Origin of the sequence: Pseudoflavonifractor sp. An184 (assembly GCF_002160305.1) — a bacterium.
Taxonomy (GTDB): domain Bacteria; phylum Bacillota; class Clostridia; order Oscillospirales; family Oscillospiraceae; genus Lawsonibacter; species Lawsonibacter pullicola.
The window spans coordinates 1-20224 of sequence record NZ_NFKI01000054.1 but is presented as its reverse complement, the minus strand read 5'-3'; the positions used below and the strand labels follow the sequence as shown (position 1 = coordinate 20224).

The following is a 20224-nucleotide window of genomic DNA, read 5'->3' as shown; positions in this document are numbered from 1 at the left end:
GGCAACGGCGCCTGCGCCGTAAATTCCACCGCCGCAGGCGGAGGAATTTGCCGAAGGGCGAATTCACTTCGCCCGGAGGCGTTTCAATCCCGAAGGGTCCCCGCCGGGGCCTGACCCGGCGGGCGCAAGCCCGGCTATGAGGCCCGGAAGGCGGAGCTGGAGAAGCGCCTGTAAGAACCCGCTCCCAGCTTCCAGCCTGCGGGGCTTGCCCAGGGCCCGCGCTCTGCGCGGGCAACGGCGCCTGCGCCGTAAATTCCACCGCCGCAGGCGGAGGAATTTGCCGAAGGGCGAATTCACTTCGCCCGGAGGCGTTTCAATCCCGAAGGGTCCCCGCCGGGGTCTGACCCGGCGGGCGCAAGCCCGGTTACGAGGCCCGGAAGGCGGAGCTGGAGAAGCGCCTGTAAGAACCCCCTCCCAGCCTCCAGCCTGCCGGGCTTGCCCAGGAGCCCGCGCCTCCAAATTCCAGACAGCCAAATGTCCCCGCCGCAGCTGCGGCGGGGACATTTTTGTTCAAGCCTGTTTGCTGTTGGGGTCCTGCATGGTCAGGCCGATCCGGCCCCGCTTCTCGTCCACGTCCACCACCCACACGGTGATGATATCCCCCACGGAGAGGACCTCCGAGGGGTGCTTCACCCGCCTGGGCAGGCGGCTGATGTGGACCAGGCCGTCCTGGTGGACGCCGATGTCCACAAAGGCCCCGAAGTCGATGACATTGCGGACCGTCCCCTGGAGCTCCATCCCCGGCTTCAGGTCCTTGAGCTCCATCACATCGGTGCGCAGAATGGGGGGCGGCAGCTCGTCCCGGGGGTCCCGGCCCGGCTTGAGCAGCTCCTTGATGATGTCCGTCAGGGTGGGCACGCCCACCCCGCAGGTCTCCGCCAAGGCCTCCAGCCCCAGGGCCTCCGCCTTTTCCTTCAAGCCGCTGATCTTCCCGGCGCTCACGTCCTCCAGGGTGCAGCCGCAGGCCTCCAGCAGCTTCTGGGCGGCGGCGTAGCTCTCCGGGTGGACCCCGGTGTGGTCCAGCACCGCCGGGCTCTCAGGCACCCGCAGGAAGCCGGCGCACTGCTCAAAGGCCTTGGGCCCCAGCTTGGGCACGTTCAGAATCTGCTTTCGGGCGGTGAAGGCCCCGTGCTCCTCCCGGTACAGCACCAGGTTCTTGGCGGTGGCGGCGTTCAGGCCGGACACCCGCCGCAGCAGGGAGGGGGAGGCGGTGTTCACATCCACCCCCACCGCGTTGACGCAGTCCTCCACCACCCCGTCCAGAGCCTCCCCCAGGCGGGCCTGGGGCATGTCGTGCTGGTACTGACCCACGCCGATGGCCTTGGGGTCGATCTTCACCAGCTCGGCCAGGGGGTCCTGGAGCCTCCGGGCGATGGACACCGCGCTTCTCAGGTTCACGTCGAACTGGGGGAACTCCTCGGCGGCCAGCTTGCTGGCGGAGTACACCGAGGCCCCCGCCTCGTTGACGATCATGTACCGCAGGTTTCCCCCCAGGCGGCGGATGAGCTCCACCGTCATCTGCTCGGTCTCCCGGCTGGCGGTGCCGTTGCCGATGGCGATGTGCTGCACCCTGTGCTTCTTCACCAGCTTGGAGAGGGTCTCGATGGCCTCCTCCTTCTGGCGCTTCCCGTGGGTGGGGTAGACCACCGCCGTGTCCAGCACCCGGCCGGTGCCGTCCACCACCGCCACCTTGCACCCCATGCGGTAGCCCGGGTCCAGACCCATGGTCACCTTCCCCTTCACCGGGGGCTGCATGAGCAGGGGCTTCAGATTCAGGGCGAACATGTGGATGGCCCCCTCGTCCGCCTGGTCGGTGAGGTAGCTGCGGATCTCCCGCTCCATAGAGGGCTGGATCAGCCGGTCGCAGGCGTCGTCCGCCGCGGCCCGGACAAAGTCCATACAGGCCCGGCCGGGCACCGCCGCCCGGCGCACCGTCACATGGGCGGACTCCGGGTCCAGCTCCACCGACACCTTCAGGAAGCCCTCCCGCTCCCCCCGGTTGATGGCCAGGGTCTGGTACCCCTGGACCTTGCCCACCGGGCACTTGAAGCCGTAGTAGAGGCGGTAGACGCTGTCCTTTGGCTCCGCGTCCGCCGCCTTGGATACTAGCATGGCACGTTTCAGATACTGCTGACGGAGCTTCTTCCGGACCACAGCGTCGTCGGAGATCTGTTCCGCCAGGATGTCGCTGGCCCCCTGGAGGGCGTCCTGGATCGTCTCCACCCCTTTCTCCGGGTCCACATAGGCCCGGGCGGCCTCCTCAGGGACCACCGGAGCTCCACCCCGGGCGGACAGCTGCTCCGCCAAGGGAGCTAACCCCTTCTCCCGGGCAATGGTGGCCCGGGTGCGGCGCTTGGGCTTGTAGGGCCGGTACAGGTCCTCCACCTCCGCCAGCGTCTCGGCCGCCGCCAAGGCGGCCTTCAATCTGCAATTCAGCTTGCCCTGGCCTTCAATGGCGGAGCGCACCTCCTCCTTCCGGGCCTCCAGATTCCGCAGGTACTGAAGGCGCTCGGCCAACTGCCGCAGGAGCTGGTCGTCCATGGAGCCGTGGAGCTCCTTTCGGTAGCGGGCGATAAAGGGGATGGTGTTTCCCTCGTCAATGAGATGGACTACATTTTCCACCTGGTGTGCCGGCCGCTCCAGCTCCTGAGCCAGCCGCTGTATCATTGCATCCATCTGGACACGCTCCTTTGTTAATCGTACCTTTTAGTTTAGCTGAAAATTCGAAAAAAGTCCAGGGGCGACTTGCAATCCGGGCATACAGATTCTGCAAATTTTGAAGAATGTGAAATTTCTTTTTTCGCGCTGGGATATTTTGCTCCCCCGGCGGGTATTCTTATGAGGCCCGTTTCAAGGGGACCTCCTCCGGGGCCCCGGGAGACCAGCCCGTCTCAGAAGGTGTACTTCCATGGCGGACGAAGCATTCCGCCGGGCGGCAATGCGGTGCGCCGTTCATCCTGCCGCCCGCTGGCTTCGCTACTTAGCAACCAGTCGTATGCTTTTACTTGTTACCTTATTTTTGAACACTGGATCGTGTTATACAAAAATCATCGTCGGGGAGAACTCTTTTATCAGCCTTCAATTTGTATTCGAGAATAAATGTCAAACTGACAGCACAATACAGTACAAGTGGATAAATAAAGCCTGGAATTAAAAATTTGGGGGGTGTCATTGTATGCACAAATAAAAAATGGTAAAATACCTATCATAGGAAATGTTGAATGTAGCATAGGGCAGATTATCGAGTATTGAAAAAGCCATACTAAAGGGAGGAAAATAACGTGAAAAATAGATTTTGTGTGGGAGCACTTTTAATCGTTCTACTTTCCATATTAGTTGGGTGTACTACACCTTCCACAACTCCTGGGTCTGGTAATAATGATACAGAATCTTCTGAAACTCCAGCCGAACCGTTGAGTGATAGTGAAGTCAAGCGGATGTACTCGAATCCATCAGATTATATTGGATCAACCGTTGAACTTGTGGGCATCATTTTTGGTGGCGTTGATTATGATGGCGACGGTATATACTTCCAAATGTGGGCAGACCCAGAAAATATAGATTATAACACCGTTATAGCTTATTTTGACCCTGAATTAACACTTGAAGATGGACAATATGTTCGTATCTCTGGAACTGTCATTGATGTGTTTGAAGGCAAAAATATGATGGGCGGGCAAATTGTTGCACCTGCCATACAAGCGGATACACTCGAAGTAATATCATACAAAGATGCTGTGAGGCCAACGATTGCTACCGCTACAGCAATTAACAATACTGTTGAGCAGTATGGGTATTCAGTAACTGTTCAGAGCGTAGAACTTGCCGAAAAAGAAACACGGGCTTATATATCTGTAACAAACAACGGAAGCAGCGAATTTAGTTTATACGGCTTTAATATGGTTTTGATACAGAATGGTACACAGCATGAGTATACGCCTAATTATATGGCCGACTATCCAGAATTACAATCAAGCATACGAACAGGAATAACAACAGAAGGTGTCGTAGTATTTCCTGCCATCCAACAAGAACCATTCCAGATAATTATGGAGGCAAGTACATATGACTGGAACCAGCCCCTTCAAGACTACATTTTTGACTTTAATATAGTTAAATAAACATAGAAGCTCCATCATTTCAGATGGAGCTTCTATGTTTATTTAAATTTTCATTGAATTAAAAGAAATTTTCAAATTTTTATAAAATCACCATCGTTCTTGAAAAGGAAGTAATTCTATACGGAATAGCGGCGGCTACTATAGGAGAAAGTGGTGGATACAACAGAACTCCAATCTGCGGCCTGACCCGTTGGAGGCGGTGTACTGCCGAACAGGGCAGAAAACCAACAAGCCCGAACCTCTCGGTTCGGGCTTGTTTCAATGTGGTGGAGACAACAGAACTCGAATCTGTGACCTGACCCGTTGGAGGCGGTGTACCGCCGAACAGGGCAGAAAACCAACAAGCCCGAACCTCTCGGTTCGGACTTGTTGCAATGTGGTGGAGACAACAGAACTCGAATCTGTGACCTTCCGCGTGTGAGGCGGACGCTCTACCGGCTGAGCTATGCCTCCATGTAGGAGAAACGGCGGGGAAGTGAGGTGGTGACCCGGACGGGACTCGAACCCGTGTTGCCGCCGTGAAAGGGCGGAGTCTTAACCGCTTGACCACCGGGCCGTTTTATATGGAACGGACTGGTGTCCGAACTTGATAAAGTGGTAGCGGCACCTGGATTCGAACCGGGGACAACTCGGGTATGAACCGAGTGCTCTAGCCAACTGAGCTATGCCGCCTTTTAGAAGGGGCCTGTCCTCTCGAACAGGGCAAGAGAGATTATAGCGTATTCCCCCGGAATTGTCAACAGGTTTTTCAAACTTTTTTATTTTTTCTTCCCGAGGGAGCAGACGCTCCCCCGGGATCGGGCCGGAGGGCCGTCAGGCTCCCCTGGCTCACTTCTCAAATTTGCTGCGGTGGTCCACCATGATCTCGGAGCACAGCTGGGCGGTGGTGGGCGGCGTGTATGTAATGGCGTTGGCCCCCGCCCGGATGGTGCGGAGGATGTCCTCATCCCTGGGGCCGCCGGTGGCGATGATGGGCACGTCGGGGAATTTCTCCCGGATGTGGGCGACGATCTCCGGGGTCTTGGCCGCGCCGGACACGTTGAGGATATCCGCACCGGCGGCCAGCCGGCCGCCAATGTCCATCTCCTCCGAGACGATGGTGGTGATGACGGGAATGTCCACCACCTGCTTGATCTTGGTGATCGTCTCATTGGCGATGGGGACGTTGAGCACCACGCCGAAGGCCCCCTGGTTCTCCGAAAATTCGGCCATGCGCACCGAGCGGTCCCCGCTGGTCACGCCGCCTCCCACCCCCACAAAGCAGGGCACGTCGGAGACGCTGATGATGGCCTGGGTGATGGAGGGCTGGGGCGTGAAGGGGTAGACCGCGATGATGGCGTCCGCATTCACGTTTTTAATGATGGCCACGTCGGTGGAGAAGACCAGGGATTTGATCCTCCGGCCGAACACCCGGATGCCGCTGCACTCGCTGATGCAGTGGGGGATGGTGAGCAGATGGCTGCGCAGAGTCCCCTTGTACTCTGGAATCTGTTTCATAGGCACCTTCCTTTCCGCGCGGCGCGCCGCCGCGCTTGAATTTTCCGATTTTCTTGACGTCCTAATTATACCACGGGACGGGGGCCAGGGGTAGGAGGCAAAATGTAAATTTTTTTCGGTTTGGTCCCCCCTGTGGAAAACCGGGCCCGGAAGCCGCCGAAAGGGCGGCACCGGACCCGATTTTTTGTGCAAAATGGCAGAATGTGAGAAAATCAGCGGAAATACTCCGCGCCGGACTCAAAGAGGGGCTGATGCTTGTTGCCGGGGATGTTCACGCCCACGAAGGGGCCCCGGCGCTCCAGATGGCCCATCTTGCCGAAGACCCGGCCGTCGGGGGAGAAGATGCCCTCGATGGCCTCCATGGAGCCGTTGGGGTTGGCGTCAATGTCCATGGTGGGCTGTCCGGCGGCGTTGACGTACTGGGTGGCCACCTGGCCGTGGGCAATCAGCTCGGCGATCACCTGGGCGGGGGCCACGAAGCGGCCCTCCCCGTGGGAGATGGGGATGGTGTGCAGGTCGCCCACCTGAGATTTGAGCATCCAGGGGGAGTTGACGCTGGCCACCCGGGTGGTGACATAGCTGGACTGGTGGCGGCCGATGAGGTTATAGGTCAGGGTGGGGCAGTCCGCATCCATGTCCCGGATCTCCCCGTAGGGCACCAGACCCAGCTTCACCAGGGCCTGGAAGCCGTTGCAGATGCCCAGCATCAGGCCGTCCCGGTTTTTGAGCAGGTCCATGACCGCGTCGGACAGGGCGGGGGAGCGCAGGAAGGAGGCGATGAACTTGCCGGAGCCGTCGGGCTCGTCGCCGCCGGAGAAGCCGCCGGGGAGGACCACCATCTGGGCCGACCGGATGGCCTTCTCCAGGGCCTGGGCCGACTGGGCCAGCAGGTCGGTGGACAGGTTGCGGATGACGATAATCTCCGGCTCGATGCCCGCCCGGAGGCAGGCCTGGGCGGTGTCATACTCGCAGTTGGTGCCGGGGAATACGGGGATGACCGCCTTGGGCCGGGCCACTTTATGCTTGCACACGGCGATGGAGCGCTTGTCCCAGGAGATAGGCTCCACCGCCTCGGTGGTGCCGGCGCGGGTGGGGTACACCTTCTCCAGCACGTCCTCGTTGAGCTGGAGCAGCTCCTGGATGGACACCGCGTCGCCGGGCAGAGCGACGAAGGGGGCCTCGGTAGTCTCGCCGATCCGGCGGGCACAGTCCAGGTTGATCTCCTCTGTGAGCTCCGCCACAATGGCACCGGCACAGGGGGCATACCAGTTTACATCCTCCAGCCCGGTCTGGAAGCCGATAGAGTTGCCAAAGGACATCTTCATGACTGCCTCGGCCAAGCTGTTCTCCACCGCCCAGGCGGCCTTCACCTTGCCCTGCCGGTGCAGGTCGTAGAATGCCTCCCAAGCTGTCTTCAGCGCCTGGGCGCTGTCATTTTCGGGGGCAAAGCGGTATACTGGATGCCCCGCCTCCTTGAACTCGGGGGACAGGACCTCGCCGGCCTTGATGGGGGCAATGGCGAAGGAGATGAGGGTGGGGGGCACGTCCAGGTCGTTGAAGGAGCCGGACATGGAGTCCTTGCCGCCGATGGCCGCCCGGCCGAAGTCCAGCTGGGCCTTCAGAGCGCCCAGCAGGGCGGCGAAGGGCTTGCCCCAGCGCTCCGGCTCGCTGCGCAGCTTCTCAAAGAACTCCTGGAAGGTGAGGTAGGCTTTTTTATAGTCCCCGCCGGCGGCTGCCACTTTGGCCAATGACGCCACCACAGAGCAGTAGGCCCCGAAGAAGGGGTCCTCCATCATCTGGTCCGGGTCAAAGCCCCAGGCCATGACGCTGGCCTGGTCGGTCTCCTGGCCGGGCAGGACGGGGAGCAGAGCGGCCATAGCCTGGGCGGGGGTGCGCTGCGTCCTTCCGCCAAAGGGCATGAGGACGCTGCCCGCCCCGATGGAGCCGTCAAACCGCTCGGTGAGTCCCCGGCGGCTGGCGCTCTTCAGGCTGGCGGCCATCTCCTTCAGAGAGGAGGGGCGCTCCACGCCGCCGCCGGCAAGCTTGGGCACGGAGACGCCGGCGTGCTTCACCGCGCCGTTGGTGTTCAAAAATTCCCGGGACAGGTTTGCGATGGTCTGGCCCTTCCAGGTCATGACCATGCGGGGACTCTCGGTGACCACGGCCACCTGATAGGCCTCCAGGTTCTCCTCCTGGGCGGCGGCGATGAACTTCTCCGCGTCCTCGGGGGCGACCACCACCGCCATGCGCTCCTGGGACTCGGAGATGGCCAGCTCAGTGCCGTCCAGGCCCTCGTACTTCTTGCGCACCGCGTCCAGGTCGATGCTCAGGCCGTCGGCCAGCTCGCCGATGGCCACGGACACGCCGCCGGCGCCGAAGTCGTTGCACCGCTTGATGAGGCGGGTGACCTCGCCCCGGCGGAACAGCCGCTGGATCTTCCGCTCCTCGGGGGCGTTGCCCTTCTGGACCTCGGAGGCCATGGTGGTCAGGGACTTCTGGTTGTGGCTCTTGGAGGAGCCGGTGGCCCCGCCGATGCCGTCCCGGCCGGTGCGGCCGCCCAGCAGGATGACCACGTCGCCGGGGGCGGGGCGCTCCCGGCGCACATTCTCCGCCGGGGCGGCGCCCACCACCGCGCCGCACTCCAGGCGCTTGGCGATGTACCCTGGGTGGTACACCTCGGCCACGTGGCCGGTGGCCAGGCCGATCTGGTTGCCGTAGGAGGAGTAGCCCGCCGCCGCGGTGGTGGCCAGCTTCCGCTGGGGCAGCTTTCCGGGGGTGGTCTGAGACAGAGGCACCCGGGGGTCGCCGCCGCCGGTCACCCGCATGGCCTGGTGGACAAAGACGCGGCCGGACAGGGGGTCGCGGATGCAGCCGCCGATGCAGGTGGCCGCGCCGCCAAAGGGCTCGATCTCGGTGGGGTGGTTGTGGGTCTCGTTTTTAAACATCAGCAGCCAGTCCTGCTCCTGGCCGTCCACCTGGGCGGGGACGTGGATGGAACAGGCGTTGATCTCCTCGCTCTCGTCCAGCTCGGGGAGCTGGCCCCGCTTCTTCAGGGTCTTGGCCCCGATGGTGGCCAGGTCCATGAGGGTCTGGGGACGTTTCTTTGCCTTCTCCTCCCCGTAGACCTCCACCCGGGCGGCCAGATACTGCTCATAGGCCGCCTTCACCTCTGGGTCATCGATCTGGATGTCATCCAGGTGGGTGGAGAAGGTGGTGTGGCGGCAGTGGTCGGACCAGTAGGTGTCCACCACCCGCACCTCGGTGATGGTGGGGTCCCGCTTCTCCTGGTCCCGGAAGTAGGCCTGGAGGAATTTCAGGTCGTCCAGGTCCATGGCCAGCCCCAGGGAGTCCAGCAGGTCCTTGAGCCCCGCCTCATCCAGGCCAATAAATCCCTCCACCACAGTCACCGAGTCGGGGGTCTCGTGCTCCTGCTCCAGGGTGGCGGGCTTGTCCATGGAGGCCTCCCGGCTCTCCACAGGGTTGATGAGGTAGCGGCGGATCTTGTCCAGGTCGCCCTCGGTGAGCGTCCCCATCAGCAGGTACACCTTGGCGGCGGCGATGAGGGGGCGGTCCACCCCGGACTGGAGCTGGATGCACTGGGCGCAGGAGTCGGCCCGCTGGTCGAACTGTCCGGGCAGGGCCTCCACCGCCAGGACGCTGTGGGGGGCCTCGGGGACGGGGAAGGTCTCGTCGTACACGTCGTCCACCTGGGGCTCGGAGAAGACCACCGTCTTGGCGGCCTCATACACCTCCGGAGCGATGCGGTCGGCGTCGTACCGGTTCAGGATGCGCACGCCCTCCAGGGCGTCAATCCCCAGCTGCTCCCGCAGCTGGCCGCACAGGCCCCGGGCCTCCACGTCGAAGCCGGGCTTCTTTTCCGAATAACAGCGAAATACACTCATTTCTTTTCCTCCTTACCGCCGGGACCCGCCCGCGCGGTCATTTCCATTGTCCTTCCGGGAATTTACTCTTGAATGGTCCAGCTATCCAGCTGGGAGAAGATATTTCCATAGACAGGGGACAGCCCCTCCACCCGCCCGTACTGGGTGAGGACGGTGCCGCTTCGGAAGCAGATGGGGGCGATGGGCGCCTGCTGAACCAGATGCAGGCACAGGCTGGCGGCCGCGGCCGCCCGGGCATCCCCCTGCGCCGTCCGGAATGAGGACAGCAGGCCGCTGATCGTACTGCTGGTCCAGCCGCCGTAGTTCAGGCTCCCGCCCGGCCCCAGCAGGGGGGACAGATCAAAGTCGGGCGTCAGATAGACCTCCCCGATGTACAGGTCAAAGTCTCCCGCCGCCACCGTCTCCTGGTACTCCTCCCAGGGGAGGCGGTCCACCGTGACCACCAGGCCGGCGCTCTCCAGCTGCTGCTCCACATAGTTGGCCACGGCGCTCTTGGCGGTGTTCTCGATGTTCACCACCAGGGTGAGCGGGCGCCCCTCCAGCCCCTGATCGGCCAGCACGGCGGGGTCGTAGGCCAGTTCCCCGGCCACCGCGTCGTTGTACCAGGGGGAGTCCGGGTGGATGGGCAGGGCGGACGCCGTCCCGTGGCGGGCGAAGATGGAGTCCACCACATCCTGCCGGTCCACCGCCTGGGCGATGGCCCTGCGCACATCCGCGTCCCGGCACAGGCCCTGCTGGGCGTTGAAGCCCAGGTACAGCATCTGGGTGGTGTTGTAGTCCCACACCTCATACCGGCCGGAGGAGCCCAGGTCGCTGCTCCCCGTCAGGTCCACATCCATCAGGGTGATCTCTCCGGCGTTGAAGGCGGACATGAGCCCATCCGCCCGGGTCATGGAGGCCAGCGGGATCTGGGCGATGGGCAGGTTTTCCGCCCCTCCGTGCCAGTCGCTCCGGGCGGTGAGGCTCAGGCTGCCGCCGCTGTCGGTGAGCACATAGGGGCCGGTGCCCAATGGGCGGTCCCCCTCCCCCAGGGCGATGGGGATGTCCAGCAGCTCCGCCAGGGCCCCGTTGGGCTGGGTGAGGGTGACGGACACCTGGTCCCCGCTCCCCTGGACCGAGGAGACGGAGGCGAGCCGGGAGGCGTACCGGGAGCCCTCCCCCCGGGCGGTCTGGAGGGCCTGGGCCACAATCTCCCCGGTGAGGGGGGTCCCGTCGGAGAAGGCGATCCCCGGCTGGAGGGTGAAGGTCCAGGTGAGGCCGTCCTCACTGACATAGTAGCTCTGGCACAGCACGGGCTGGGCCTGGAAGGCGCTGTCCAGGGTAAAGAGCCCCTCGTACATCAGGGGGGCCAGGGTCAGGTTGACGGAGTTCTCCGCCAGCACCGGGTGGAAGCTGTACGCGGGGCAGGCCGCCAGAGTAAAGGGGGCGCTGGCCGCCGTCTCCTCCGGCTGGGTCTGGACCGAGGCGGAGGCGCTGGAGCTGGAGCTGGAAGCGCCGCTGGCCGAGGCGGAGGCGCTCCCCTCCGCCGGAGCGCCGCAGGCGGCCAGCAGCAGGATACAGGCCAGGATCAGGGCAGACAGCCGTCTCATATCTCCCCTCCCCTCTGGATCAGGGCGGCCATGCTCCCCCGGGCCGTCCCCATCTTCCGGTGGGACCAGAAGATCTCCCGGCCGCAGGCGGTGCAGGCATCGCACACAGCGATGTGCTCGGGGGCCACCCCCGCCCGGAGCAGCCAGGCGCGGTTGGCGCCTTTCAGGTCCACGTGGTATTTTCCCGTGCCGGGGATGGGGTTGATATAGGGCTCCGCCCCAGCGCCCATTCCCGCCCGCAGGCCGTCCGGCACGTCGGCGTGGGTCTCAAAGCAGCAGGTGGAGATGCCCGGGCCGATGGCCGCCAGGATGTCCCCGGGCCTTGCGCCGAAGGCCTCCGCCATCCGCTCCACTCCACGGGCGGCGATGCCCAGGGCGGTGCCCCGCCAGCCGGCGTGGACGGCGGCGGCCGCCCCGGTCGCCGGGTCGCACAGAAGCACCGGGATGCAGTCGGCGGAGAAGGCCGCCAGGCACACCCCCGCCTCCCGGGTCATCAGCCCGTCGGCCTCCACCGTCCCCGGCTCTCCGGGGAAGGCCATGCGGTCCGCCCGGGTGACCAGGCGCACCCGGTCCCCGTGGACCTGCTGGTTTTTCACCAGGCAGTCCGGGTCGGCCCCGATGGCGGCGCAGAAGCGGCGGAAGTTCTCGCTCACCCGCTCCGGGTCGTCCCCGCAGCTCCCACCCAAATTCAGGCTGTCCCAGGGGGCGGGAGACACGCCCCCCACCCGGGTGGAGAAGCCGTGGGGGAACCCCGCCTCCCGCATCTCCGGGCAGACATAAAAAAGGACGCCACGGCGCTCCTCTCGGACAATTTCCATGGCGTTCCCTCCTTTTCATTTCAGATATGGCAGATTCCGGGCCGCGATTGGCCGGATGACGCTATTGTACTCGAAATCCCACCCACTGGCAAGTCGCATAAAAGGAGAATCTGACCCCCCATTCCCACTTTATGCGACAAATTTCACAAATCGGCCCCTACTACCGGTCCGGAGCAGGCTGCCGGGCGTGGTACTCCTCCAGGGTCCACCCGTTCTCATAGCAGACCCGGGCCGCCGCCGGTCCCACATAGCGGTAGTGCCAGGGCTCGAACTGATAGCCGGTGATCTCCTCCTTCCCCTCCGGGAAGCGGAGGATGAAGCCGTAGCGCCAGCTGTTCTCCACCAGCCAGGCGTACTCCTCCGTCTCCTCGAAGTGGTCGCTGAGGCTGGCGGTGTTGATGTCCAGGGCCAGCCCGGTCTGGTGCTCCGAGCACCCGGGCCGGGCGGAGTAGGTGTCCGCCTCCTGGGCCCCCTCCTGATTCACATAGCGCTGGTACACCCACTTCTGGGTGGTGTAGGATCGGTAGGCCGAGGCGTTATAGATCCGCAGCCCCTCCCGGGCGGCGGCGTCCGCCATCTCCATAAAGGCCCGGCAGGCCACCGGCCGCAGGCGGTCCCGCTGGTTGGTGTAGGCGGCGGTCAGATAGACCACCTTGGGGGCGTAGTCCGCCGGGAGGGCGTGGTACTGGTTCACCAGGGCGGTGAGGCTGTCCGGGTCCTCCACCTCCTCCGGGTCCCCATAGGGCGGGGCGTCCAGGCCGATGTTCACCCGCACCACCGCCTCCTCCGCCGTCAGCTCCGGGTGCTGGGCGTGGTAGGCCTCATACCGGTCCAGCCGGTCCCACCAGGAGAAGCCGAAGGCCAGGTAGTCCAGCCACTCCGGCGCCCCCAGGGACCGGATCAGCTCCCGGCGGCGGTCCTCCCCCAGGTCCGCCCAGAGGGCCTCGGCGTCCTCCTCCGTCAGCCCAAGTCCGCCCAGCCGGGCCAGGGCCAGCTGCTCCGGCACCCCCTTCCCCGGCACCGCCGGAACGGCGCCGGAGGGGGGCTCCTCCCCGGCGTGGGCCAGGGCGGCCGTCCACACCGGGCCGCCCCCCAGGACAGCCCCCAGGGTCAGGACCCCCGCCAGCGCCCAGATCACCCCTTTGGTCACTTTCATAGTCGTTCCTCTTTATCTCTCAGACGTATATGTCCCCCCAGGGGGAGCTCTGCGCTTGCCGCTCAGCGTTGGACCGCCCGCTCCATCAGCCAGCGGAACAGACCGTCTCCCCCGCCGTTTGGCAGCCGCTCCGGGTGGAACTGCACCCCCACTACCGGGAGACTCCGGTGCTCCAGCCCCTCCAGCGTCCCGTCCGGGGCCCAGGCGGCGGGCACAAGTCCCTCGCCCAGCCGGTCCACCCCCTGGTGGTGGGCGCTGTTCACCAGGGCGTTCTCGCCAAACAGGCCCTCCAGCAGGCTTCCCGGGGCGGTGCGGACGGGGTGGAACACGTCCTCCTCCCCCTGGTGCAGGGCGGCGCGCTCCGCCCCCAGGTCCTGAAACAGGGTCCCGCCCAGAGCCACATTGATCACCTGCATCCCCCGGCAGATTCCCAGGATGGGCCTGCCCCAGGAGAGCCAGGTCCGGACCAGCGCCAGCTCCGCCGCATCCCGTCTGGAATCCGGCGGGTGGGAGCCCCGGTCCTCCTGGCCGAACCAGGCCGGGTCCAGGTCCCCTCCCCCGCACAGCACCAGTCCCAGGCAGTGGGAGTCGGGCTCCGGGGCATAGCCGGGGACCGGAGCCCCGCCGGCCCGCTCCACCGCCCGGATGTAGTGATCCATCCGCCCCTCCGGCCCGGAGATCTGGATGGCGGGCGGCACGGCCGGGCGTCTCACCGGCTCTCCTGGTCCCGCTTCTCCCACAGGCGGACCAGCGTGGCGATGAGCTCCACCGCCCCGTCCACGCCGGTGACGCTGGAGTTGAGGGTCAGATCATACTGGCGCATCTCACCCCAGTTGTGCCCGGTGTAGTAGTTATAGTAGTTGGCCCGGCCCCGGTCGATCTCCTTCACCCGCTCGGTCATATTGGCGGCCTCGATGTGGTACTCCTCGGCGCACCGGGTCACCCGGTCGGCCAGGTCGGCGTGGATAAACACCTTCAGACAGTTGGGGCGCTCCCCCAGCACATAATCGCTGCACCGGCCCACGATGACGCAGGGGCCCTCGTCGGCCAGCTCCCGGATGACCTCCGACTGGGCGAAAAACGCCTGGAGGCTCACAGGCACCCCCTGCTGGGTATAGGCCGCCACCCCGGTTCCCAGGGAGGCCAGCGGCAGATGAATCCGGCTCCGGGCCCGCTCCTCCGCCCGGGCGATAAACTCCGGGGAGAGGCCGCTCTTCTCCGCCGTCTTCTGAATCAGGGTCCGGTCATAGCACGGGATGCCCAGGCGGGCGGCCAGCTGCTTGCCGATCATCCGCCCTCCGCTGCCGAACTCACGGCTGATGGAAATCACATAGTTGCTCATACAAGGCACCTCCTGTCCAAATGGACGATCCTTGAAACCGCTCCTGCGAGCGGTCTGCGGGTCTATTTTTATTATAGCGTCTTTCCGGGGGGATGACAACGAAAACCTGTGATTGGACCGGCGGTTTCTGCTTTGACGCAAAAGGACCGGTTCGGCCTCCGCCGAACCGGTCCTGGACCGTTCTCGTCATTCAAATCAATACCGCCGCACCACGGCCACCACCTTGCCCACGATCTGGGCATGGGTGCCGTCGATGGGCTCGTAGTCGTCGTTGGCGGGCATGAGCCAGACCTTGCCGTCCCGGCGGCGCAGGGTCTTTACCGTGGCCTCATCCTCAAAGAGCGCCACCACAATCTCGCCGCTGTTGGCCTCCGGCTGCCGGTGGACCACCACCAGGTCGCCGGGCAGGATGCCCGCGTTCAGCATGGACTCCCCCCGCACCTTCAGGGCAAAGAACTCCCCCGCCTTCCCCTGGGTGTCGAAGGTGAGGTAGTCCTCGATGCACTCCTCCGCCAAAATGGGGGAACCGGCGGCCACATTGCCCACCACCGGGATCCGGTTGGCCCGGGGGTCCATCTCCTCCCCCACGGCCCGCCCCGCGGGGGCGGCCAGGGTGATGGCCCGGGTCTTGCCCTCCGCCTTGACGATCATGCCGGCCTCCTCCAGCCCCTTCAGGTGGAAGTGGACGGTGGAGGGGGATTTCAAGCCCACCGCCGCGCCGATCTCCCGCACCGAGGGGGGGTAGCCGTGCTGGGCGGCGAAGTCCTGAATAAAGTCGTAAATCCGCTGCTGCTTGGGGGTCAGGTTTCCCATGGTCATTCTCCTTCCTGGCCAGCGCCGGTGAAACGCCCCTTCGCCTGGAATCTTTGCTGAAAGTGTACCACATTTCCCCGAAAAAGTCAAACGAATGTTCCACACTCCAGTCCCTTTGGCCGCTCTCGGAGGAATTGTGAATTTTCTTTGAACCTTCCCCGGCCTCCCTTGACTTTTCTCCGGCGGTCAGTAAAATGAGTAGCACGTTAACCATCAATGGGTTAATTTTATATTTCGAAGGGAGGGAATCCAACCCATGGCAAATCTGGATTTTGACCTGGGCGTGCTGGAGCGGCAGCTCCACCAGGCCCGGCAGAACGCCATCCAGGCGGAGCTGGCCGCCGCCGGTCTCCAGGAGATCGGCCACCCCATGCTGCTGTGTGTGCTGGGCATCACGGGGGAGCACCGGCTGGGCACCCCGGTGCGCACCCAGCGGGAGCTGGCCCGGCTGCTCCACGTCTCCCCGGCGGCGGTGACCACCTCGCTCAAGTCCCTGGAGCGCAAGGGATACATCCTCCGGGAGCCAGGCGATGGGGACGCCCGGTGCAACCGGGTGCTGCTCACCGAAAAGGGGCAGCAGGCGGTGGACGACTGCCTGGCCTGCCTGCGGCGGGTGTCCCGGCGGATGTACGCCGGGCTCACCAACGAGGAGCAGGCCGTGATGCGCAGCTTCTACCTGCGGATGCTGGACAATCTGCAGCCGGATCAGGGGGCCGCTCATTCGTCAAAATAGCCTATCTGGCTCGCCCAAATTTCAGGGGTATCCTGAATGTTCCCTGAAATTCTTTCTGGTTTTCCACTTTATCCACCGTTTTCTCCACTTTTCCACTTCTAAATCTCTACCACCGGAGCGCCAGGCCGCCGGCGGACACACCCCAATCCTACGAAAGGACGGTCATCTTCTTGCTTCAACTGTTTTTGACCCATCTCCAGGGCTACAAGCGGCAGGCGGTTCTCTCCCCCATTCTGATTGTTTTGGAGGTCATCTGCGAACTGCTGCTCCCTCTGGTCATGGCGGAGATTGTGGACGCCGCCATCCCCGCCGGAGATGAGACCTATATCTTTATCCTGGGCGCCGCCATGCTGGCGCTGGCTCTGATCGCCATGGCCTGCGGCGTGGGCTCGGCCAAATACGCCACCATCGCCAGCCAGGGCTTTGGCGCCAACCTGCGGCAGTGCCTGTTCGACAAGGTGCAGGAGTTCTCCTTCGCGGACATCGACCGCTTCTCCTCCGCCTCCCTCATCACCCGCATGACCAACGACGTGAACGCCATGACCATGATGCTGGCCATGGGCCTGCGGATGCTGGTGCGGGCCCCGGTGATGCTCATTGCCGCCCTGGCCATCAGCATCTCCCTCAACGCCCGGCTGGCCCTGGTGCTGGCGGTGGTCATCCCTGTCATGATACTGGTCATCGGAGTGCTGATGAAGCTTTGTACGAAACTCTTTGAGACCATGCAGAAGCGCATCGACAACCTGAACAATACCCTCCAGGAGAACCTGGTGGCCATCCGGGTGGTCAAGGCCTTCGTCCGGGAGAACTTCGAGCGGAAAAAGTTCAAAAAATCCAACGACGAGCTGATGGAGGCCGCCCTGGCGGTGGGCCTGCGGATCATCGCCATCCTGCCGGTGATGATGCTGGCCATGAACGGGGCCACGGTGGCCGTCCTCTACTTCGGCGGCCGGATGGTCATGGGGGCGGAGTTTGACCTGGGCAGCCTCCAGGCCTTCATCAACTATATTTTCCAGATCCTCATGAGCGTGATGATGGTGGCCATGTCCCTGCTGCAGCTCTCCCGGGCCCAGGCCTGCGCCCACCGCATCCACGAGGTCCTGAACACCGAGCCCTCGGTGGAGGATGCGCCGGACGCCGCTCAGCGGACGCTGCCCGCTCCCCGGGGCCAGGTGGAGTTCCGGGACGTGTCCTTCAAGTACGTGACCTCCGGCACCGGGGACGACGTGCTCTCCCACATCAGCTTCACCGTACAGCCGGGCCAGTTCGTGGCCCTGGTGGGGGGGACGGGCACGGGCAAATCCACCCTGGTCAATCTGATCCCCCGGTTCTACGACGTCACCGGCGGAGCCGTCCTGGTGGACGGGATGGACGTGCGGGACTACCCCCTGGAGGCGCTGCGGGGCCGGATCGGCATGGTGCTTCAGAATAACGTCCTCTTCTCGGGTACCATCCGGGAGAACCTGAAGTGGGGCAACCCGGACGCCACCGAGGAGGAGGTCATCCAGGCCGCCAAGGACGCCCAGGCCTACGACTTCATCATGTCCTTCCCCGACGGCTTTGACACCAACCTGTCCCAGGGCGGCGTGAACGTGTCCGGCGGGCAGAAGCAGAGATTGTGCATCGCCCGGGCCATGCTGAGAAAGCCCGCCGTGCTCATCCTGGACGACTCCACCTCCGCGGTGGACTCCACCACCGAGGCGGCCATCCGGGCCTCCTTCGCCAAAAACCTGAAGGACACCACCATCATCATGATCGCCCAGCGCATCTCCTCGGTGCAGTACGCCGACGAGATCCTGATCCTGGACGACGACCACATCGCCGCCCGGGGCACCCATGAGGAGCTGCTCAAGACCAGCCCCATCTATCAGGAGATCTATCAATCCCAGCAGGAAGGAGTGGGTGGATAATGCCGGGACCCAATCGCGCCCCCCGGGGGGGCTATCAGAAGCCCAAGGACCTGAAAAAGACCGTCGGCCGCCTGCTGGGCTATCTGACCCGCAGCAAGCTGCCCCTGCTGGCGGTGTTTGGCTGCCTGCTGGCGTCAGTGTGCGCCAACATCGGCGGCTCCTATATGATGCGGGGCATCATCAACGACTTCATCTGGTCGGGCTGCACCGACTTTGCCGGCCTGGGCCGGGCCATTCTGGCCCTGGTGGGCGTGTACCTGGTGGGCTGTCTGGCCACTTACAGCCAGTCGGCCATCATGGTCCGCCTGGCCCAGCGGGGGGTGAACCGCCTGCGCAGCGACCTGTTTGACAAGCTGCAGAACCTCCCCCTGTCCTACTTTGACAAGCACCCCCACGGGGAGCTGATGAGCCGCTTCACCAACGACGCGGACAACGTGCAGCTGGCCCTGGAGCAGAGCGTGGTCTCCATGTGCTCCAGCTGCCTCATGTTTGTAGGTCTGGTGGCCATGATGCTCTTCATCAACTGGAAGCTCTTTCTGGTCACCGCCCTGGTGCTGGCGGTCACCATGACCGTGTTCAACAAGCTGGGCGGCCGCAGCCGCCGCTACTACCAGAAGCAGCAGGCCGCACTGGGCGACGTGAACGGCGACATCCAGGAGATCATCGAGGGGCTGAAGGTGGTCAAGGCCTTCACCCACGAGGAGCAGGCCAAGGCACAGTTCCGCAAGCTCAACGAGACCTACCGGGACGCGGCCCAGAAGGCCAACTTCTACTCCGGCGTCATCATGCCCATCTCCGGCAACCTGATGAACATCAGCTACGCCCTCACCGCCGCCTTCGGCGGCCTGCTGTCCGTCCTCCAGGGCTTCGACCTGGGCGGACTGGTGGTGTACCTGAACTACTCCAAGCAGGTGGGCCAGCCCCTGAACCAGATCTCCCAGCAGATGACCACCCTCCTCTCCGCCCTGGCGGGCGCCGAGCGCATCTTCGAGGTGATGGACACCCGGCCCGAGGAGGACCAGGGCTCCGTCACCCTGGTGGGGGCGGAGAAGGACGCCAACGGCACTCTGTCCGCCTTCACCGGCTCCGGCCGCCCCCACATCTGGGCCTGGAAGACCCCCCGCACCGCCGGGCTCTCCCTGGTGCCCGTGCTGGTGGGGGAGAAGGACTCCCTCACCGAGCTGGGCCAGGCGGAGCCCACGGAGCACGGCCTCAAGCTCCTGCCCCCCAGCGTGGACTCCTCCCAGGGCATCTGGGTGAAGGTGTCCCCCGACGGGACCCTGACCGAGGTCACGGATCCGGCCTCTCTGTCGGGCCACCGCTGGGCCTGGAAGTACCCGGACCACCAGGGGAAGATGGGCCTGCACCTGATCCGGGGCACCGTGCGCAACGTGCCGGGCGAGGACTACTACCTCACCGAGCTGAAGGGGGCGGTGCGTTTCCACCACGTGGACTTCTCCTATGTCCCCGGCAAGCGCATTTTGAAGGACGTGACCGTCTACGCCAACCCGGGCCAGAAGATCGCCTTCGTGGGCTCCACCGGCGCGGGCAAGACCACTATCACCAACCTCATCAACCGCTTCTATGAGATCGAGGGCGGCCTCATCACCTATGACGGCATCGACGTAAAGGCCATCAAGAAGGACGACCTGCGCCGCTCTCTGGGCGCGGTCCTCCAGGACACCCACCTGTTTACCGGCACCATCATGGACAACATCCGCTACGGCCGGCTGGAGGCCACCGACGAGGAGTGCATCGCCGCCGCCAAGAGCGCCAACGCCCACTCCTTCATCCGCCGTCTGCCCGACGGCTACAATACCGTGGTCACCGGGGACGGGGCCAACCTGTCCCAGGGCCAGCGGCAGCTGCTGGCCATCGCCCGGGCGGCCGTGGCCGACCCGCCGGTGATGATCCTGGACGAGGCCACCTCCTCCATCGACACCCGCACCGAGGCCCTCATCGAAAAGGGCATGGACGCCCTCATGGAGGGGCGCACCGTCTTTGTCATCGCCCACCGCCTGTCCACCGTGCGCAACTCCAACTGCATCGTGGTTATCGAACACGGAGAGATCCAGGAGAAGGGCGACCACCACCAGCTGCTGGAGCAGAAGGGCCGGTACTACCAGCTGTACACCGGGCAGTTTCAGCTGTCCTGATTTCCTTTCCCAAACATAAAACAAGGCCCCGGCATAGCCGGGGCCTTCAGGCTGTCAAAAAAGTCCAAGGACTTTTCTGACAGCCTGCAAAAATGCCGTTACTTTTCCGCCGCGCAGCGGCGGAAAAGTTCTCGCTGCGCTCGCCGAACGCCTTGCCGTGCAAGGCATTCGGGGCATTCGATCCCAC

14 protein-coding genes and 3 tRNA genes are annotated in these 20224 nt (G+C 64.1%); 5 read left to right on the top strand and 12 right to left on the bottom strand.

Annotated features, from left to right (window positions below; translation table 11 throughout):
• Positions 1-510: 510 nt before the first annotated feature.
• Positions 511-2676, bottom strand: coding sequence for a Tex family protein (locus B5F19_RS13825; RefSeq protein WP_087291451.1), 2166 nt, complete (start codon positions 2674-2676; stop codon positions 511-513).
• 232 nt (positions 2677-2908) lie between these two features.
• On the opposite strand from B5F19_RS13825, the gene B5F19_RS13820 reads away from it, so the two are divergent.
• Together B5F19_RS13820 and B5F19_RS13815 are read left to right on the top strand one after the other, a co-directional pair.
• A complete protein-coding gene (locus tag B5F19_RS13820; protein WP_087291449.1) occupies positions 2909-3154 on the top strand; it encodes a hypothetical protein in 246 nt (81 codons plus the stop codon).
• A 127-nt stretch (positions 3155-3281) separates the two neighbouring features.
• A complete protein-coding gene (locus tag B5F19_RS13815; RefSeq protein ID WP_140394238.1) occupies positions 3282-4121 on the top strand; it encodes a hypothetical protein in 840 nt (279 codons plus the stop codon).
• A gap of 377 nt (positions 4122-4498) precedes the next feature.
• Here the strand turns inward: B5F19_RS13815 and B5F19_RS13810 are convergent.
• The 11 genes from B5F19_RS13810 to lexA all read right to left on the bottom strand — a co-directional run bounded on the left by B5F19_RS13810 (position 4499) and on the right by lexA (position 15238).
• A tRNA-Val gene (locus B5F19_RS13810) sits at positions 4499-4574 on the bottom strand.
• 28 nt (positions 4575-4602) lie between these two features.
• Positions 4603-4677: transfer RNA gene (locus tag B5F19_RS13805), tRNA-Glu, on the bottom strand.
• A gap of 39 nt (positions 4678-4716) precedes the next feature.
• Positions 4717-4793 (bottom strand) — tRNA-Met (locus B5F19_RS13800).
• A gap of 156 nt (positions 4794-4949) precedes the next feature.
• Positions 4950-5618, bottom strand: a complete 669-nt coding sequence (locus B5F19_RS13795; RefSeq protein ID WP_087291445.1) for a hydrolase — start codon at positions 5616-5618, stop codon at positions 4950-4952.
• A gap of 212 nt (positions 5619-5830) precedes the next feature.
• On the bottom strand, positions 5831-9520 hold the full coding sequence (locus B5F19_RS13790) for a phosphoribosylformylglycinamidine synthase (protein WP_087291443.1): 3690 nt from the start codon (positions 9518-9520) through the stop codon (positions 5831-5833).
• Between the two features lie 62 nt (positions 9521-9582).
• Positions 9583-11109: an ABC transporter substrate-binding protein gene (locus B5F19_RS13785; RefSeq protein ID WP_087291441.1), complete on the bottom strand. Its 1527-nt coding sequence runs from the start codon at positions 11107-11109 to the stop codon at positions 9583-9585.
• A complete protein-coding gene (pgeF, locus tag B5F19_RS13780; protein ID WP_087291438.1) occupies positions 11106-11927 on the bottom strand; it encodes a peptidoglycan editing factor PgeF in 822 nt (273 codons plus the stop codon). Before pgeF ends, B5F19_RS13785 begins: the two co-directional genes overlap by 4 nt.
• Positions 11928-12087: 160 nt before the next feature.
• Positions 12088-13083 carry a M15 family metallopeptidase gene (locus B5F19_RS13775; RefSeq protein WP_087291436.1) on the bottom strand — a complete coding sequence of 332 codons (996 nt, stop codon included), beginning with the start codon at positions 13081-13083 and terminating at the stop codon, positions 12088-12090.
• Positions 13084-13145: 62 nt separating this feature from the next.
• A complete protein-coding gene (locus B5F19_RS13770; protein ID WP_087291434.1) occupies positions 13146-13796 on the bottom strand; it encodes a gamma-glutamyl-gamma-aminobutyrate hydrolase family protein in 651 nt (216 codons plus the stop codon).
• Complete coding sequence (locus tag B5F19_RS13765; RefSeq protein ID WP_087291432.1) at positions 13793-14425, bottom strand: cytidylate kinase-like family protein; 633 nt, start codon at positions 14423-14425, stop codon at positions 13793-13795. Before B5F19_RS13765 ends, B5F19_RS13770 begins: the two co-directional genes overlap by 4 nt.
• A gap of 195 nt (positions 14426-14620) precedes the next feature.
• Entirely contained in the window at positions 14621-15238 is a 618-nt protein-coding gene (lexA, locus tag B5F19_RS13760; RefSeq protein ID WP_087291430.1) for a transcriptional repressor LexA, read from the bottom strand.
• Between the two features lie 256 nt (positions 15239-15494).
• Here lexA and B5F19_RS13755 point away from each other — a divergent pair, with 256 nt between their 5' ends.
• From B5F19_RS13755 to B5F19_RS13745, 3 genes are all read left to right on the top strand, one after another.
• Entirely contained in the window at positions 15495-15971 is a 477-nt protein-coding gene (locus tag B5F19_RS13755) for a MarR family transcriptional regulator (RefSeq protein WP_087291428.1), read from the top strand.
• A gap of 170 nt (positions 15972-16141) precedes the next feature.
• Complete coding sequence (locus B5F19_RS13750) at positions 16142-17881, top strand: ABC transporter ATP-binding protein (RefSeq protein WP_087291426.1); 1740 nt, start codon at positions 16142-16144, stop codon at positions 17879-17881.
• Positions 17881-20037 carry an ABC transporter ATP-binding protein gene (locus B5F19_RS13745; protein ID WP_087291424.1) on the top strand — a complete coding sequence of 719 codons (2157 nt, stop codon included), beginning with the start codon at positions 17881-17883 and terminating at the stop codon, positions 20035-20037. The genes B5F19_RS13750 and B5F19_RS13745 overlap by 1 nt, the downstream gene beginning before the upstream one ends.
• The last annotated feature ends 187 nt before the right edge of the window (positions 20038-20224 follow it).

What these genes read in the sequence shown, in the direction of transcription:
- pgeF (WP_087291438.1), bottom strand. Translation starts at nt 11,927, where the DNA reads ATGGAAATTGTCCGAGAGGAGCGCCGTGGCGTCCTTTTTTATGTCTGC.
- B5F19_RS13745 (WP_087291424.1), top strand. Translation starts at nt 17,881, where the DNA reads ATGCCGGGACCCAATCGCGCCCCCCGGGGGGGCTATCAGAAGCCCAAG.
- B5F19_RS13790 (WP_087291443.1), bottom strand. Translation starts at nt 9,520, where the DNA reads ATGAGTGTATTTCGCTGTTATTCGGAAAAGAAGCCCGGCTTCGACGTG.
- lexA (WP_087291430.1), bottom strand. Translation starts at nt 15,238, where the DNA reads ATGGGAAACCTGACCCCCAAGCAGCAGCGGATTTACGACTTTATTCAG.
- B5F19_RS13765 (WP_087291432.1), bottom strand. Translation starts at nt 14,425, where the DNA reads ATGAGCAACTATGTGATTTCCATCAGCCGTGAGTTCGGCAGCGGAGGG.
- B5F19_RS13755 (WP_087291428.1), top strand. Translation starts at nt 15,495, where the DNA reads ATGGCAAATCTGGATTTTGACCTGGGCGTGCTGGAGCGGCAGCTCCAC.
- B5F19_RS13825 (WP_087291451.1), bottom strand. Translation starts at nt 2,676, where the DNA reads ATGGATGCAATGATACAGCGGCTGGCTCAGGAGCTGGAGCGGCCGGCA.
- B5F19_RS13795 (WP_087291445.1), bottom strand. Translation starts at nt 5,618, where the DNA reads ATGAAACAGATTCCAGAGTACAAGGGGACTCTGCGCAGCCATCTGCTC.
- B5F19_RS13820 (WP_087291449.1), top strand. Translation starts at nt 2,909, where the DNA reads ATGGCGGACGAAGCATTCCGCCGGGCGGCAATGCGGTGCGCCGTTCAT.
- B5F19_RS13775 (WP_087291436.1), bottom strand. Translation starts at nt 13,083, where the DNA reads ATGAAAGTGACCAAAGGGGTGATCTGGGCGCTGGCGGGGGTCCTGACC.
- B5F19_RS13785 (WP_087291441.1), bottom strand. Translation starts at nt 11,109, where the DNA reads ATGAGACGGCTGTCTGCCCTGATCCTGGCCTGTATCCTGCTGCTGGCC.